This window comes from Anoxybacillus sp. P3H1B, from assembly GCF_001560855.1.
In the GTDB taxonomy this organism is placed as follows: Bacteria; Bacillota; Bacilli; order Bacillales; family Anoxybacillaceae; genus Anoxybacteroides; species Anoxybacteroides rupiense.
In genome coordinates this window covers 1-16652 of the sequence record NZ_LPUG01000010.1, presented here as the reverse complement: position 1 = coordinate 16652, position 16652 = coordinate 1, and the positions used below count along the sequence as shown (strand labels likewise).

13 protein-coding genes, 2 pseudogenes and 1 CRISPR repeat array are annotated in these 16652 nt (G+C 40.1%); of the genes and pseudogenes, 5 read left to right on the top strand and 10 right to left on the bottom strand.

What is annotated here, in order from left to right; translation table 11 throughout:
- Positions 1 to 46: 46 nt before the first annotated feature.
- Positions 47 to 1300 (bottom strand): methyl-accepting chemotaxis protein, encoded by a 1254-nt coding sequence (locus AT864_RS03630; RefSeq protein ID WP_066146611.1) that lies wholly within the window; start codon positions 1298 to 1300, stop codon positions 47 to 49.
- 591 nt (positions 1301 to 1891) lie between these two features.
- Here AT864_RS03630 and AT864_RS03625 point away from each other — a divergent pair.
- Positions 1892 to 2773, top strand: coding sequence for an NAD(P)-dependent oxidoreductase (locus AT864_RS03625; protein ID WP_066146606.1), 882 nt, complete (start codon positions 1892 to 1894; stop codon positions 2771 to 2773).
- A 41-nt stretch (positions 2774 to 2814) separates the two neighbouring features.
- Here AT864_RS03625 and AT864_RS03620 read toward each other — a convergent pair whose 3' ends face one another.
- The 5 genes from AT864_RS03620 to AT864_RS03600 form a co-directional block, all read right to left on the bottom strand.
- Entirely contained in the window at positions 2815 to 3930 is a 1116-nt protein-coding gene (locus tag AT864_RS03620; RefSeq protein WP_066146806.1) for a nitric oxide synthase oxygenase, read from the bottom strand.
- A 62-nt stretch (positions 3931 to 3992) separates the two neighbouring features.
- The gene (locus AT864_RS03615) at positions 3993 to 5405 is read right to left on the bottom strand and encodes an amino acid permease (RefSeq protein ID WP_066146602.1); all 1413 of its coding nucleotides are present in this window, start codon (positions 5403 to 5405) and stop codon (positions 3993 to 3995) included.
- A gap of 658 nt (positions 5406 to 6063) precedes the next feature.
- Entirely contained in the window at positions 6064 to 7269 is a 1206-nt protein-coding gene (locus tag AT864_RS03610; RefSeq protein WP_066146600.1) for a S1C family serine protease, read from the bottom strand.
- A 502-nt stretch (positions 7270 to 7771) separates the two neighbouring features.
- A complete protein-coding gene (locus AT864_RS03605; RefSeq protein ID WP_066146598.1) occupies positions 7772 to 8467 on the bottom strand; it encodes a hypothetical protein in 696 nt (231 codons plus the stop codon).
- 255 nt (positions 8468 to 8722) lie between these two features.
- Positions 8723 to 8974 (bottom strand): hypothetical protein, encoded by a 252-nt coding sequence (locus AT864_RS03600; protein ID WP_156450491.1) that lies wholly within the window; start codon positions 8972 to 8974, stop codon positions 8723 to 8725.
- Between the two features lie 362 nt (positions 8975 to 9336).
- Between AT864_RS03600 and AT864_RS03595 the strand changes: the two genes are divergently transcribed.
- Both AT864_RS03595 and AT864_RS03590 read left to right on the top strand, forming a co-directional pair.
- Positions 9337 to 9705: a VOC family protein gene (locus AT864_RS03595; protein WP_066146803.1), complete on the top strand. Its 369-nt coding sequence runs from the start codon at positions 9337 to 9339 to the stop codon at positions 9703 to 9705.
- Positions 9706 to 9792: 87 nt separating this feature from the next.
- Positions 9793 to 10670: pseudogene (locus AT864_RS03590) on the top strand (acetyl-CoA hydrolase/transferase C-terminal domain-containing protein); the annotation flags it as partial.
- A 421-nt stretch (positions 10671 to 11091) separates the two neighbouring features.
- Here AT864_RS03590 and AT864_RS03585 read toward each other — a convergent pair.
- The 4 genes from AT864_RS03585 to AT864_RS03570 form a co-directional block, all read right to left on the bottom strand.
- Positions 11092 to 11541, bottom strand: a complete 450-nt coding sequence (locus AT864_RS03585; RefSeq protein ID WP_066146593.1) for a hypothetical protein — start codon at positions 11539 to 11541, stop codon at positions 11092 to 11094.
- Complete coding sequence (locus tag AT864_RS03580) at positions 11538 to 12146, bottom strand: ATP-binding cassette domain-containing protein (protein ID WP_044743899.1); 609 nt, start codon at positions 12144 to 12146, stop codon at positions 11538 to 11540. Before AT864_RS03580 ends, AT864_RS03585 begins: the two co-directional genes overlap by 4 nt.
- Entirely contained in the window at positions 12143 to 14116 is a 1974-nt protein-coding gene (locus tag AT864_RS03575) for a hypothetical protein (protein WP_066146590.1), read from the bottom strand. Before AT864_RS03575 ends, AT864_RS03580 begins: the two co-directional genes overlap by 4 nt.
- A 624-nt stretch (positions 14117 to 14740) precedes the next feature.
- Positions 14741 to 15076: a hypothetical protein gene (locus AT864_RS03570; RefSeq protein WP_066146588.1), complete on the bottom strand. Its 336-nt coding sequence runs from the start codon at positions 15074 to 15076 to the stop codon at positions 14741 to 14743.
- 238 nt (positions 15077 to 15314) lie between these two features.
- Between AT864_RS03570 and AT864_RS18625 the strand changes: the two are divergent.
- Together AT864_RS18625 and AT864_RS03560 are read left to right on the top strand one after the other, a co-directional pair.
- Positions 15315 to 15608 (top strand): annotated as a pseudogene (locus AT864_RS18625) (transposase); the annotation flags it as partial.
- Between the two features lie 24 nt (positions 15609 to 15632).
- Positions 15633 to 16461: a CRISPR direct-repeat array (repeat unit 30 nt; unit sequence GTTTCAATCCCTCATAGTTAAGATAAAAAC).
- An 85-nt stretch (positions 16462 to 16546) separates the two neighbouring features.
- On the top strand, positions 16547 to 16652 hold a 106-nt coding region (locus AT864_RS03560; RefSeq protein ID WP_156450490.1), incomplete at its 3' end, for a transposase.

Genomic DNA, 16652 nt, shown 5'->3' with positions numbered 1-16652 from the left:
GTTTAGCATATTTATTCATTTATGTAAACATTTTTCTTATGTTTTCCTATACCCGAAATTTCCCTAATAGATTCTGCATTTCTCCAGCCATTTCATTCAGCGCAGAAGCAGAAGAAGCGATTTCTTCCATAGAAGCCATCTGTTCTTGGGTCGCTGCTGAAATATGGCTAGAGCCCGCTGACGATTGTTCCACGATTTCTGCCATATGTTCAATGGCTGAAGCAACGTTCTGGGCGCTTTGCGTCATTTGGCGAATTACGACTGAAACTCCTTCAATTTGTTCATTGACCCCGTTAATAGATCGCCGGATTTGTTCAAAGGAAAGTCCGGCTGTTTGAACGACATGAAGCCCTTGAGAAACTTCATCGGCAACAACATCCATTGACCCAATGGCTTTATCGGTTTCTTGTTGAATGTCATCAATTAATTTTGTAATTTGCTGGGCGGATTGTGCCGATTGCTCCGCCAGCTTTCTCACTTCATCAGCGACAACGGCAAATCCCTTCCCTTGCTCTCCCGCCCGCGCTGCCTCGATTGCCGCATTTAATGCGAGCAAGTTGGTTTGTGAAGAAATCCCTGTGATGACTTGCGTGATTTGGCCGATTTCAGTAGAACGTTCTCCTAATCCTTTAATGATTTGACCGAGCAATTGGACATGCTCATGAATAAAACGCATTTGCTCTTCCATTTTTTCAATCGATTGTTTTCCTGATGCCGCTTTCATCAACATTTCGCCTGCATTCGTAGTCACCTGTTCTGTATTCGCAGCGACTTGCAGTAAAGAACTGGAAATTTCATTCATGGAATAAGACGTTTCTTTTGTCATCTTGGCTTGTTGGTCTGAGTGAGATACGATGTTTTCCATGGTTGTTGCAATTTGTTCCGTCGCTTTTGTTGTTTGCTCCGTATTATGGGAAAGCTGCTCGGCAAATAACGTCATCTCATCTGAATGGCGCTTCATATGCGCCATGACCTCACCCCATGTTTTGGCCATTTCGTTCATGCAAAGAGCGATCGGCCTCAGTTCTTTGACACTCTCCACAGGAACTCGCACAGATAAATCGCCTTCCGTCATTTTTTCTAAATAGTCATTAATGATCGCAATCGGTGCAACAAAACGACGATAATTCAAAGTAGCTGACAAAATACCTAGAACAATGCCAAATAATGCCGTCCCTGCTATAGTCCATCCAAAAGCGGAACCGCTGATCCCGTTTCCTAAGCATACCGCTAGAGCAATTAGCACCACTCCAGGAATAACAACCATCAGAGTGCGAATAATATAGCTTGATAGTGACACCTTTGTTCCCTCCGAATTTTCAGTCAATTCATAAATATTATATCATTCCTTTTCTACAAAACGGAAGATAATTTTTATTATAGTATACTTTTAAAAACCGACATATTAAGACATATAAATTATATATTCGCTCTTATTATTTTATAAATATAACGAACAACGACTATTTGATTTTTCACTTATTCCATTTCGTCTCATGAAGCATTGGGCATTTCTCTAGGACTATCGCATGCTGAATATTTTCCTCGTAGCGGATCTGCTTGCTCCATGTGACAGAAATCGGCAAGAGCCTGCTTTTCAGTGCGCAAAAATGGAGGCAGCCCTCCCCTAGCTATCTATTTTTCCCTCTTTGCAAAATCACAGCGATTGATTGCTCCTGTCATCAACTCTGACTTCGCATTCCACTTCAGCGCTGGCGTTTCCCTTGAATCACACGAAACAAAAGTGGTAAAATCACGAAAAAAAAGAGCCAATATTATCCCATGAAACAGAGGAAAACGCCCCCCTCCTTTTCCATGGGCGGGAATACCTAACCCCTCTTCTCAGCAAAGTGTAGGTGGGAAGCGTTCAAAAAAGGAAAGGGGATTAACGATGATCGGATTCATTGGTCTAGGACTTATGGGAAGCCGTATGGCAAGAAATTTACTTGAAAGCGGGCATGAGCTTATCGTCCATAACCGCACAAAAGAAAAAGCCGCTCCGCTGTTAGAAGCAGGAGCAAAGTGGGCTAATTCACCGAAAGAAGCCGCTGAACAAGCCGATGTACTCTTTACGATGCTTGCCCATCCAAAAGTGGTTGAAGCCGCTGCTTTTGGGGAAAACGGCTTTTTGCATCATTTATCGCCAGAAAAGCTGTGGGTGGACTGCAGCACGGTGGATCCGTCCTTTACGCGCCAAATGGCAGAAGAGGCCAGAAAGCGAGGCATTCGCTTTTTAGATGCTCCTGTCTCCGGCTCGGTGATTCCAGCCGAAAAAGGAGAGTTAGTCTTTTTTGTAGGCGGGGATCCGAAAGATCTTAAGAAAGTGGAACCGATGTTGAATGTCATGGGGAAAGCGATCCATTATCAAGGAGAAAATGGCAAAGGAACAGCCATGAAGCTTGTCGTGAATCTAATGCTCGCTCATTCAATGGCAGCTTTCGCGGAGGCTGTCGCGCTTGGCGAAGCGCTTGGATTAGAGACAGAAACGGTTGTCAACACGCTTCTGAACGGCCCGACCGCTGCCCCCTTTTTAAACGGGAAACGCGAAAAAATTCTTCAGCGCCAGTTCGCAACAGAATTCCCGCTTGCATATATGCAAAAGGATTTACAGCTGATCGCCCAAGCCGCTTATGAGCATCACATTTCTTTGCCGCTTACGAATGTCGCCAAAGAAATCTATGGCCTCGCCAGCCAGAATGGATGGGCTCAGGAAGATTTTTCAGCGATTTATTCGTTTTTATCAACCAAAAAAAATAACCGCCTGTCTCCATAAACAGCGCAGCGACAGGCAGCGGATATTCCTTTATTCATCGTTTATGATTCATACGGGCGGCTTTGATAAAAGAAATTCGGCAAAACGACCGTATTGTCATAGTTTTTATGAAAAATGTGCGTTGTCGCTGGTGAAACAGGAGGAATCAGCCACGTCCAATCCCCTGTGACATGGCGGCACGCTTCTCGTTCTTTCTGCTCAAACAATTTAAATTGCTGGGCGGCTGTATGGTGGTCGACCATACTGACACCCGCTTTTTTATAAGAATAAAGCACAGCCATGTTTAATTCAATTAATGCTTTATCCTTCCAAAGTGTTGCATTTGTACTCATATCAAGCCCCATGCAAGAAGCGATCTTTGGAAGCATATTGTAACGGTAATCGTCAGCCAAATTGCGAGCCCCGATTTCCGTTTCCATATACCATCCGTTAAATGGCGCAGCCATGTAGCGAATGCCGCCAATTTCCAGACACATATCAGAAATAATCGGCACCGCATACCATTTTAACTGCAGATCCCGAAACCATGAAAAGCTCGGATGTTCCAGTGGCACTTCTAATACAAGCTCTTTTGGAATTTCGAACCATTTCGGCTGTTTTCCTGAAACTTGAATAACAAGCGGCAATATATCAAAATGGGTGCGTTCCCCTTCCCAGCCGAGCTGTTGGCACGCCTTTGTCAACGTAAGCGAGGCAGAATCGCCAATGATTCCGTCCCTTGTCTCATAGCCGGCATAACGGATTAATTGATGGTTCCAAATACGAACGGTCCCATCCGGTTTAAAGACGGTAATCGTCGGCCGGATCTTTCCATTGTTTGTCGCAAACTCAATATGGTGCAATAAATGGGCAGCCACATCCTCTTCTGTTTCAGCATGCCTAGCATCGATGACCTGCAACGTCTGCCAAAACAAGCGACCGATGCAGCGGTTGCTGTTGCGCCACGCCATTTTGGCACCATGCTCCAGTTCTTCATACGTATGGCTATAAGTGCCCGTTTGCTCCATTTCATCGCGGATTTGCTGCAAACGCTGGCTGATTGTTTCTTCACTTTTTCCCAATTCCTGATAGCACAACCGAATAAACTGCACTGCTTCATTCCATAACCGTTCTTGATTGCGCAATATACGTCCCTCAATTTCCTTGTGTTTTTTCATCTGTTCGTCCAAAGTCATTGTATCAAAAAATAGGGCCCATGTCCGGAGCCCTATTTCACTTTTCACATTTTCTCCATATTCATCTGAAATGATGATTGCAGCTTAGCTGTGCGGTGTTTAGCGACAAGATGATAGTAAATATAGCACGCCACCATAAATGGAATCCCGCAATAAAGCGCCAGCCGCTGATCCGGAATAAAAGCAAGGCTAATAATCACGACTACATTTAACGAAAACGCCAAAAGAGGAACAATCGGATAAAGCGGTGTCCGATATTTTAAATCAGCCACATTGCCTCCCTGCTTTAAAAATGCTCTTCTTGCTAAATAGTTTGATAGAGCGATAGAGGCCCATACGGTAACAGCGCCAAATCCGGCAATTGAAAGCAACCATACATAAACGGTATCCTCAGCAAAAATACCACATAGCAAAGATAGGCAACCAATTAACATACTTGCGATCAGTGCATTAATCGGGACGCCATTTTTGGAGAGCTTACTGAAAATCGGACTTACCATTCCTTGGCGAGACATGGACCAAAGCACACGCGAAGTAGCATAAAGGCCAGAGTTAGCTACAGATAAAACAGCCGTAATAATGACAAAATTAACAATATCCGCAGCATACGGAATTCCGATATTGTCAAATACGACCACAAACGGGCTCTCCACTAATCCTGCTTTTTCCCATGGGAACAACCCCGCCAAAACAAAAATGGCCAACACAAAGAAAAGCAAAATTCGCCAAACCGTGTTATTGATTGCCCTTGGCACGGTTTTTTCCGGGTTTTCGCTTTCCCCAGCTGCAACACCCACAAGCTCTGTTCCTTGGAAAGAGAAGTTAACGCCAATCATCGTGACCAAAATCGCAGCAAGACCGTTTGGAAATAATCCGCCATGATCTGTGAAGTTGGAAAACAGCGGAGCCGCCTGACCGCCTTTCATTTCAAGCAGGCCGAACATAGCGGCTCCACCTAATAAAATGAAAGCAATAATGGTAAGGACTTTAATGCTGGAAAACCAAAATTCGACCTCGGCAAAGCTTCTTGATGATAACGCATTAATGGAAAATAAAACAACGGCAAAAATGACGCACCAAATCCAAGAAGGGACATCTGGAAACCATCGTTTCATTAAAATGCTGACGGTTAAAAGTTCTAAACCGACCGTTACCGACCAATTCAACCAAGAAAGCCAGCCGATCACATAACCGGCAGAAGGAGATATAAACTTTGTGGCGTAGGTTTGATATGAGCCCGCATCAGGTAAAGACACGGCCAATTCTCCAAGACAAAGCATCGTTAAATACATCACAAATCCGCCAAATAAATAAGCCACAATGGCTCCGCCCGGACCTGCTTCATGAATCGTATATCCCGAACCTAAAAACAAGCCTGTTCCGATCACTCCACCGAGCGCGATCATGAACAAATGCCTGCTTTTCAGTTCGCGCTTCAAACCATGTGTTGTTTGCATTTATCCGTTCCCCCTTTTGAAAACATGATCATGTAAGCGCTTTATATTTTCGTGACAATAAGTATTGTTCACTCCTTTCGACCATCTTAAGAATATTTTAGTTATTCTAATATTATCATTACTTAAAATAAAAACGCAAAATTTTTTTATTGGAATATTTATTTATAAAGTTATTTATTTATAAATCAATATTTTTAATATTTCGAAAAAATTTATTTAAGATTGAATATATTTTCTTTTTATTGCATTTTTATAATGACCCTATAACTCAAAAATAGCCTGAATCGCTCTTAAATCAAGAATAAAATGCTTTTTCAATACGGAAAGACATTCCTATGTATCTTCAATATCCTCCATCCTTCCATAGAGCTTGGATGAACTAAAATAAAAGAGGAGGTTTCATCCTTTTGTGGTGGAAAAATCGTGTCATCCATACAAGTTATACCGATGCATCCAGAAGAGGGAATGTATAGTCCATTCAAAGGCGTCATTCCATTTTTTTACGGTCGAAGGCAAGTCAAAGCACTCTTTCGATTGTTCAATTTTCACCTTAATGAAAAACCCCTCTCTGTTTTGAGAAACAGAAGAGGGGTTGGTTTTTTTATGTCCATTGTGCATATTAATTGCCGCAATTGACCATTCTTTTGTTTCAACGCTCTTATTGCTGTTCTTGTCGCTCTTTTAGCTGAAGCGGAATCGTTTTGCTTTTGCCATCGCGTAAAATTTGCAATTGAATTTTTTCGCCAACTTTCGTTTTTGTATATAAATATTTTCGCAACTCACTTACATTATTGACTTTTGTTCCGTTAATTGCCACAATCACATCCTTCGCCTGAATTCCCGCTTCAGCGGCAGGAGAAGACGGCAACACCGCAGTAACCACCACTCCGTTTGTTTCATTTTCTGGAAGCCCTAACTGTTCAAAGCGAGTTTCTGCTGGTATCTCGCTCAAATCCCGCAAATTCACGCCCAGATACGGACGTTTCACTTTTCCGTACTCCATTAATTGTTCAATCACCGGTTGAACATATTGGCTTGGAAGCGCAAATCCAAGTCCTTCGATTCCTTCCTGGGCGATTTTTAAACTATTAATGCCTACTACCTGTCCCGCGCTGTTAATAAGCGCTCCTCCGCTATTTCCTGGATTGATCGCCGCATCCGTTTGAATAACATTCAGTTCCCATTCCCCTTCTGATGTCGAAACAGAAATGGTTCGCTTTCCGCTGACAATTCCTTCAGTGACCGTTCTTGATAAATCCAAGCCAAGCGGGTTCCCAATCGCCGCCACCTGCTCTCCGACACGAAGCGTCGAAGAATCACCGAAACTAGCGACCTTCTTAACGTTCTTTCCATTAATTTTTAATACCGCCAAATCGCTTAATGGATCTGTCCCGACAATTGTCGCCTTCACCCTTTCTCCGCTTGGAAGCGATACTTCCACTTTGTTTGCTCCTTCAACCACATGATTATTGGTCACAATATAGGCGACATCTCCAGCTTTTTTAAAAATAACGCCAGAACCTGTTCCTGTATCTTGTTCTGCAGAAGCGCCCGAGAAAATATCCGCTTGCTGCTGAATGTTGATGACTCCGACAACCGCATCCGCTACATTTTCAATCGCCTGCACCATATTGCTATTCGACGTGCTTGCGGTTGGCTCCAGCGGTAAAGCGCTGGATTTTACCGCTTCTTGCTGCGACGTTGTTTCTTTCTTTTCTGCATGCTGCTGAATCCCGAGTGTCGGGGCCATATAGAGCGTCACGCCGCTTCCAATCACCGCTCCAATAATCGAAGCAGCCAGAAAAGGAAAAAAGCTTCTTTTTTTCGCCGGGCGGCTCGCATATTCATATTCCGTCATATTCATGCTATCACTCCCCTTCTATTACTGTTATTTCCCGTTTTCTGACTTTATAGTAAAAAAGAAAGGTGAAAATATGGTGAAAATATCAGGATTTTTACATCATTTTGAACAGTATTGGCCAAACAACTTAGCATACTGATTAGGGGATATAAAGGAAATATGATGGCCTCTGAATTCAATGATGATGAACTTGCGGATTCGAAAGTAAAAAAGTAATCATTTACTATGCACAGCGGGATCTTAATTTTATAAAAAATCATTGTTGGCGGCGCAGCAAAGGTTTGGGAAGCGCGATTCTTGACAAACCTTCTAGCCAAGCGTATCTTATCGTGACGCCACAACATATTCACCCACAAACAAAAATCCCGCTTTCCACAACACCCTAGTTGAAAGCGGGATTCGTCCCTTTTCAAGAGAACAGGCCTATAAAACGAAGAGAACGAAAAACAATGAACCTTACTCGCCCACACTCCGTTGAAAGACGGAAGACTTCTCGATGGTGAGGTTAAGCGGTCCATTGGTCGTGCACGATTCCGACTAAACACCATACTCCGCTTCGCTGTTCAAATACTAAGCGCAAGCTGCGCCAGTCCATTCCATCATATTGCTGATCAAATCCAGTAAAATGAAACTCGACAAAGGCGCTGTTCGGATATGCCTCTTGAATATTTTGCAGCGTATTTCCTTTACCGACAATTACATTGTTGCCAATCAGCTGCGGATTGGCAAAATCAACATCATATACAAAGCGGTCAAAATATTGGCCAAAGGTCATTTTAATCGGCTCTCCCGACCCGTCAAACTCACCGAATTGGTACGTTTGGCCACTTTCCATTAAAGATGGCAGCTGTTTTGGCGTAAAAACTAAATCTGTCTTCACGTTCACATGGCCATACGGACTGAATCGAACCCCTTTCTCTGAATCCACATACAAAGATAGCTGCTCCATATTCTTTTCTTTTAACGCCTGAGCAACTGCCAACGCGATCTGCAACAAATTTCCTTCCACTCGATCATCAGAAGCAGCCGCTTTTTTGGTTAATTCCTCATTTTGTTGCTTCAGATCGTCGATTGTTTGCGTTTGTTTTTGAATTTGCTGCTTTAAGTCGCGAATTTGCCCTTCATAGTCGGTATGGCTGCTTGTGCATCCAGAAAAGAGAAAAGCCAACGCGGCCGTTAAAAGCATGGTGATCCGCTTCATTTGGATCCCCCCTTTCATTGAATGTGCCAAACGAAACGGACGGCATAACACTTCGCCGACAATCAACAAGCAAGGAGATCGCGCCTAATATTCTTGATGATGCGCTAATGATATCCCCTTATGCTAAAGATACCAGTCAATCGCAAAAATAGCACTGTTTTTTTTACAATGATGTTGATAAAAAAATACCGCTTTCACTTTACGCAAAAGACGGTAAGCAGTCATGTTCTCTAAGCAAAGGTTGTCTCCCCAGATTCATTTTTTCATCCGTCCCATTCTTGTGACCAGCCATTTTGTACACCAAGCAGCAATCCCGCATGAAATGAGACTAATCGCCATCGAGAAAAGCGGATTGGGACCGACCAGTTCAACGTGAGACGGCAGTGTAGCGGCTTTCTCCCACGATATTTTAGGAGTATATAATAGCGTCAAAAAAAGTCCTGAAACCAGCTGCAGCATGGTAAATACAGCGATAAAGACAACGGAAAATATAAGGTATTTTTGCACATCCATCCCCCTTCTACGCTAAATGCAACCCTCTTTGAGAACATTGATGACTGGAGACAAGTTCGTGAGCGTGCCGTTGTTACATATTTGCGTGACAAAAGCGCGGACGGCGCCATTTTTATCTTCCTCTATAGATCTACAACCTATCCACGCAAATAGGCTGTGATCTCTATACAGGTTATTACGGAAAAAATAAAGGAAAAGTTTCCAAACAAATGAAATTTACTAGATGTTCTAATGTATATGTGCCAATCAGCGATGAAGGATTCAGTCAAGTATATTTGGATGAAAATGTTTTTTTGAATATTCATATTTTATTAATTATAATAAGTTTGAAACTGATCATGGAAGGAATGAGAAATATGCAGTTCACTTTTTTGGAAATTGACCATGTTCAAGTGGCCGCTCCAAAAGGCTGTGAAGAAAAAGCGCGTGAATTTTACGGAGAGTTTTTAGGAATGCAGGAAATTCCCAAACCAAAAAACTTGCAAAAGCGCGGCGGAGTCTGGTTTCAATGCGGAAATCATCAGCTGCATATTGGGGTGCAAGAAACTTTTCAGCCAGCTGTAAAAGCACATCCTGCCTTTCATGTCAAAAATCTCGCCAAACTGCGCGAACACTTAATGGTCAAGGGAATTGAAATCAAGGAGGAGGAGCCGCTAGAAGGAGCCGATCGTTTTTATGTCAGTGATCCGTTTGGCAACAGACTTGAATTTTTAGAATGGTTCTAAGCATGAAACAGCCGCCTGAGCCTTTGTTCATTCGTTCTGAACCACCGTATTCCATCAAGATTGTTGATACATCCACAGGCTAAAGTAGGAATCGTTTTCACCAATCAACCGGATTCACCATCTACCATCGTTCCTCCAGACGCAGAAACAGCGGCGATGGCGAATCATTTCATCCGTTTTCTTCGAAAAGAAGTAGCCGCAGGCCGGCTGAATGAACATTTAGCTCCTTTGCAGGCATTGGTTCGATTGCCAACGCGGTTCTATACGGTTTGTTAGATTCTGAATTTCCCAATTTGAAAGTTTATTCAGAAGTGCTTCAGGACGCTATGTTTGATCTGATCGATGCGGGAAAAGTCCGGTTTGCTTCCGGCTGTTCCATTACGCTATCACAAGCCAAAATGAAACAAGTATATTCCAATATGGAGGCTTACCGAGACAAACTGATCCTTCGTCCCCAAGAAATTTCCAATCATCCGGAAATCATTCGCCGTCTCGGACTCATTTCCATTAACACCGCCTTGGAAGCAGACATATACGGAAATATTAATTCGACCCACGTCCGCGGCACCAATATGATGAACGGCATCGGCGGTTCTGGCGACTTCGCTCGCAATGCCCGATTAACGATCTTCGTAACAAAATCCATTGCCAAAAACGGAGCCATTTCAAGCATCGTTCCATTCGTATCACACGTGGATCATACCGAACACGACGTGGATGTTCTTATCACAGAATATGGCTATGCTGATCTTCGCGGATTGGCGCCAATCGAACGCGCACCCCTAATTATTGAAAACTGCGCACATCCAAGTTACCGTCCGCATTTGCGTGAATACTTCCAAGAAGCGCTTAAACGCGGAGGACAAACACCTCATCTCCTTGAAAAAGCACTCTCATGGCATGTCCATTATGAAAAATACGGGACCATGCTGGAAGCAAAACGGCCATTGCAGACGCAAAGCTAAAATACAAAGCGGGGACATCCTTGCAAGGAAGGCGTCCCCAGCTCACTTTGTCCCTCATCTGATTCCCCTGCATCGCATGCTCCCGCCTGTTTTCCTCTCAAGTACTTGTTTGCAACCCTTTCAATATAGCTAACACAAAAGCAACAAAAGCGTTAGATCTTACTCACTGATTTTAAGCTTTTATTCCACATAGTGAAGATAAAAACCCAAAAACCATGATAAAATCAGCAGTTGGAAAATGGATACAATTTTATTATAAACTTATCTTAAAATTCGAGCCATTGTTAAGTAACCAAAAAGTTGTATACTGAAAAATAAGCTCCGAATAATCCCCTTCTGAAAACAGATAGGGTTTATTTGGAGCTTACCATCTTGAGTAATGGGTATACGTTGTATATACCCTGACGAAATGATTGGTATACTATTCTTCCAACTCCCACATTTCATTGGCTTTAGAAAATAATTCTTCTAATTCAACTTTATATTCTTCAACTTTTTGGGCAGCAACCGTATCGTCCTTATTAATTGGTTCCATATTTTCATCAACGTAGATTTCATATGCTGCCCCATCCTTCTGTAGTCTGAAACCGTACTCATATCCACCAAATATTAGTGGCCATATAATTAAAGTTTCTCCTTTTTCATTATTAGCAACTACTAAATTTCCTGTGAAACGTAAATAATTTGGTTTTTTAACACTATAGATATAACCATCCTCTTTTTTAATAAAATGTAACCCCCATTCATTTTTGGGGATGTCTTTTACAAAGTTATTATATTTGATAGTTGTTATTAAAAACCAGCTTAAATTCCAAATAACAAATATTAATGTAATCAGTAGGAGGATTTTTTTTCCGGTTAATTTCGTCATAAATTTACCACCCTATTGCCTCGCTTTTTAATTTCTTCGTCGTGTGTCACAAGTATAATCGTTTTGCCCTGCTCATTAAATTGATTTAAAATGTCGAGTACAGCCTCGGCATTTTTCTTATCAAGAGAACCTGTTGGTTCATCAGCCAATATAATATCACACTTCTTCAGCATCAATCGAGCCAAGGCTACTCGTTGCTGCTCTCCCCCGGATAAAGTATATACCTTTTTATTTATCTTCTCTTCTAGACCAACCTTCCTCAAAACTTCTTCTATAGATAAATCCGTCCGGCAATCTTTACGAATCATCTTCAAATTTTCTTTAACAGTCTTATTATCAACTAACGCGAAATTTTGAAACAAAAAACCGATTTTCGTTCTAAAATAATGCAAATGGTTTCGTTTATTTTTAATGTCAATCCCGTCAACAATAATGTCACCATGGTCGATTTTTTCTATAGCGCCAATCATGTTAAGCAAAGTCGTTTTGCCACAGCCGCTCGATCCAGAAATTATGACAAACTCGCCATCTTCAATCTTTAAATTAAAATTTGAAAATACGATTTTTTCGTCAAATTTTTTCGTTAAATTCCTTATTTCAATCATATATTTCCTCCTTTCAATATTTTGGAAATTTTGGCATTCTCAATTTTCCATATATAAAACACAATCACTAATAGCTCCAATACAATGATAACAACCCCTCCAACTACTAAATAATAGACATCGCTTAGTCCGAGTGCATACGCTACCCACACTGCTGAGATAATACTTAGTAAGGTAGTGACTGCTGTCATCAACACAATTTTTCTGTTTTTTTCGAATATGCTGTGCCCTAATACCTTCTTGATCGAAAGCTCAATTGCATTCACTTCATACTCCAATTTAATAATAGAACTAATGATGATCCATTCTAATAACAATACCAGCAAACTAAAGATAGAATTCATATACAACACTCTCTTGGCCATAACCCACTTATTTTTATAGTTTTCAAAAACGTTCGTTTTCGCCACAATCTGTCCCTTTAAATCATGCGCTTCAACAAATCGATTAAATTCCTGCTCTGATGGTATTTTATACATTATCTCATGTACATAAGTGATAGGGGATTGATTTTCTATCGGAAATTCAAGTGCGTCTGCCGCACGATTATCATAAATAATAATCGGATCTTTCACTAATTTACTTCCATATGTATAATTTTCATCAATAGAGATAATCTCTCTATTACCAGTGTAATAAATGAGATCGTAATCATCTGTAAATTGATCGCCTATATAAAATAAGATTGCACTATTTATTTCGTCAATAATCCTCGTATCTCCCTTCCATTTTTTAGGTAACAACACATAAATCTCCTTAGTTAAAGGCTGATTCCGCAACTCCTTAATTTCGCCTGACAAATAATCAAGCGCATTTTTATTAGCTAAAATGCCTTGCCCGTTGAACAATCCCGAAGTGCTCGCCAATAAAGTGGCATTATATTTATCAAAAAATTCCTTGTAAAATGTTACTTGCACCATCGTACTTTCATTTCCTCCAACATCAAAAGCACCATCACTATTTTCAACTGGTTTATACTCTAATCGAGTGTAATAATAATCCGCATAGTCTTTAAAAAAAGATTTCTGCTTATAAAGACGATATGATTCAGAAATTAACATGATATTGCTTGAGAGAACGAAAATTGTAATCACTGCTGTTACGAGCTTTAAGCCATAATTCAGAGAAAGAAGCTTTTTAGAGCCTTTGACATTCGAAAAAACTTCTTTCACATTGAAAAAATACAAATTGACGTACAGAAATGCGTTCAGTAAAAGCAAAAGTGAAAAGAAAATCAAAGAAATGTCCAGCCTAAAAAACACGTACGTATACTTGGATAGCACATAGACAACGATGACAAATAGCGAGATCAATACGAACGAATCTAATACAATATTACGCCAAACAATCTTACTGATTCTTTCTCCCAGCGAAATCCGAATCAGATTTTCTTTCTTTTGCAAAATTACATCATAATAGGAAAGCAATAAAATAATACTAGTAATCAGCAGCCAAATCGACATGATTGTATTTCTTGATTCCTTGCTGACATAGCCATCTTTAGGATGATTGCCTGCGTACTTATTAATCAAATCCATTTTAAATTCATAAACCTGCTTGTCACGTCCAATGACGTAAAAGTCGTGTACATTTTCCATTGTCGGTATGTCTTCCAGCTGATGAAAGGTAAAACGGAGGCTTCCTAAAAAAAGGCTCATATATTCCCGTTCTGATAGCTGTACCTGTTCGTTGAGATGTCTTTCCACACCTGATGTTCCATAAATATCAAACTCCGTCAGAAAGGTACTGCGGGGGGATCGGATGAAAGTAAAGACGTCCACTTTATGACGCTCTGCTGAACGAAGGATATCCTGAACCATTTCTTCATCAGTTGTGTCCGACTGCAAATACATAGTAGTATGGTCAAATCTTGTATAAAAATTATCTAAATAAAAGATATGGCTTTCTCCGATAATAAGCATGCCAACAAATATGATACAAAAACTAATAATATACTTAATGGCTTTCAAATAAACCCCTCCGCCACTTTTAATGATTGTCACTCAATATATTTTCTTCATAGACTTTCATGTGTATATTTGGTAATTTTAGAAAATTTCCTGAATTCATTTCCTTTATGATCGATAAAAACTTAAGAAAATAAGAAACAATTCTTCCATAGAACATTTTCATTTGAAGCAAAAATAATACCTATATTTAGAATTACTTTACCATGAACCTCTAATATTAACTCTCAAGATCACCTATGAAAATGTGTTCTGTTGTTTATAGATTGAGATATAAGGCTATGTATACTATACTCCATCATTTTCGTGCTGGGTGTTCATATAAAATAATGTTTCCAGAAAGAAATTCCTCAGTGTATTTAAGTAATATGTCAAGATGGTTAATCAATCTTTGAAATATACAGTTACGGCGGCTTCATATCATAGTTTTTTATTTTTTCCACGATTTAATTATGATCTGAAGCCGCCTCTTTTGTGTTATATTTCTTTTATTTCGATCGGATCCTTGCAAACATGATTGAAAATTTTAAAGCAACAAATAAGTAAATAGTTTATGGATTTTATACACTTGCTGTGCTTGAGCCAGTTGAACAATAGGATTCAACTAGTACCATGGACATTGTTAATTTAATAAGTTATTGAATAATAAACGGTTGAACCACTATGTGTAACCTCTATACCAGCCCAATTACCAGCGCTGTCCTGATCAGAGAAAGTGCCGTTAGCATTTCTTACTTTTGCGATATGACTTGTTGTACTATGTTTTGTATGGGTAAAATCCTCATTTATAAAGTCAGTGTTAAAACCATATTCAATTACCCAATTCGTACCACTATTGTATGCTGTCCAAGATTTGTCAAAGTTTCTCCCTTTGCTTGAATATTCATACGTTGCAGCAAATGCAGATGTCGATGAAGCTAATAGACCTAAAGCTAAAGAAGCAGAAATTAATGATTTTTTCATATGATCTCCCCCTAAAATATTGAAAAATTGTTAAGCGCTTAACTATGAATATTTTATCATAATATACATTTTTTATCTATTCTCAATATTCTTTTAATCATTCATTTAACATTATCTTTCTTAACTAATGAACGTGTTGCAAAGCGCATAACAAATGCATAAATACACATAAAAAATCCACCACCTTGGAAATCATATACAGTGACAAAAACTAACTCTCCAAGGGGTGGACACGATCATGATTTCCAATTGGAACAGCGAACATGCATGGTCTTATGAAATCAATCCTCATTTCGATATATTGACTCTCTGTCGTTGCCAGAAACACCGTATGTGACAGGAAGATCGCCAGTGTCGAAAAAAATCGTTGTTGAAATGTTTCTTTTTGAAAACCTATTTTGCTATTAATTCCTTGAGAAAATTCGTACGCATCCTGCAACGTTTTCACTGTTTTCAACGGGCCTGTGGGCTTGGCGAAGTCCCTTATCTGTCTATGTTTTCGCGTGCGGTGAGATGGTTTCAGAAACGCGGTGGAGATCATGAAAAATGCAAAGTTGTTTTAATCCCTTATAGTTAAGATAAAAACTTCTTTTGGAGATCACAATTAATTCATTTTGATACGTGTTTCAATCCCTCATAGTTAAGATAAAAACGAAGAGGAGGGAATTATCACTTCCAGAATGTCGGGGTTTCAATCCCTCATAGTTAAGATAAAAACCTTGGGAAGAAGTTTTGAAATGCTTGATGAAGGAGGTAGGTTTCAATCCCTCATAGTTAAGATAAAAACTACGCAACAGTAGAATACCCGGACGTATAAGCAGGAGTTTCAATCCCTCATAGTTAAGATAAAAACATTGGGGGTGTGCATGTGTATTTAAAGGTGATCGAGTTTCAATCCCTCATAGTTAAGATAAAAACAATTCATGCTCGTTTCTTGTGGGTTGTCATATGTGGGTTTCAATCCCTCATAGTTAAGATAAAAACACGGGCAGCTGATTATCTCTTTAAGTCTGAGGAGTAGTTTCAATCCCTCATAGTTAAGATAAAAACGACAGTAGAAATTGAAGCGGGGTCCTCGCTTCCAAGTTTCAATCCCTCATAGTTAAGATAAAAACAGGAGTAGCTACTGAACATGTTTACGAAGTATACACGTTTCAATCCCTCATAGTTAAGATAAAAACATAAAGAAATTGTACTTTTAACGGATACAAAAAACTTGTTTCAATCCCTCATAGTTAAGATAAAAACCAATGACCACGGACACATTGTAGGTGTCCGTCAACTGGGTTTCAATCCCTCATAGTTAAGATAAAAACGGTTCTTGTTGATGGTTATCTAAGTGGTATTTTTACGGTGTTTCAATCCCTCATAGTTAAGATAAAAACCAATGAGTTCTGATGCTAGACTAAATAGTGGACACCGAGAATCGAGAATGCGACAATAAACCTAGCAAAATCGAGGTGTCCGAAGATGAGTCAGAAATATGACAAAGAGTTCAAAATCCAAACCGTAAAAATGATTCAGGAACAGGGGAAGCCGGTGGCGCAGGTCGCCCGAGAATTGGGCGTATCCGACA

What these genes read in the sequence shown, in the direction of transcription:
- AT864_RS03615 (WP_066146602.1), bottom strand. Translation starts at nt 5,405, where the DNA reads ATGCAAACAACACATGGTTTGAAGCGCGAACTGAAAAGCAGGCATTTG.
- AT864_RS03605 (WP_066146598.1), bottom strand. Translation starts at nt 8,467, where the DNA reads ATGAAGCGGATCACCATGCTTTTAACGGCCGCGTTGGCTTTTCTCTTT.
- AT864_RS03570 (WP_066146588.1), bottom strand. Translation starts at nt 15,076, where the DNA reads ATGAAAAAATCATTAATTTCTGCTTCTTTAGCTTTAGGTCTATTAGCT.
- AT864_RS03595 (WP_066146803.1), top strand. Translation starts at nt 9,337, where the DNA reads ATGCAGTTCACTTTTTTGGAAATTGACCATGTTCAAGTGGCCGCTCCA.
- AT864_RS03610 (WP_066146600.1), bottom strand. Translation starts at nt 7,269, where the DNA reads ATGAATATGACGGAATATGAATATGCGAGCCGCCCGGCGAAAAAAAGA.
- AT864_RS03625 (WP_066146606.1), top strand. Translation starts at nt 1,892, where the DNA reads ATGATCGGATTCATTGGTCTAGGACTTATGGGAAGCCGTATGGCAAGA.
- AT864_RS03585 (WP_066146593.1), bottom strand. Translation starts at nt 11,541, where the DNA reads ATGACGAAATTAACCGGAAAAAAAATCCTCCTACTGATTACATTAATA.
- AT864_RS03620 (WP_066146806.1), bottom strand. Translation starts at nt 3,930, where the DNA reads ATGAAAAAACACAAGGAAATTGAGGGACGTATATTGCGCAATCAAGAA.
- AT864_RS03580 (WP_044743899.1), bottom strand. Translation starts at nt 12,146, where the DNA reads ATGATTGAAATAAGGAATTTAACGAAAAAATTTGACGAAAAAATCGTA.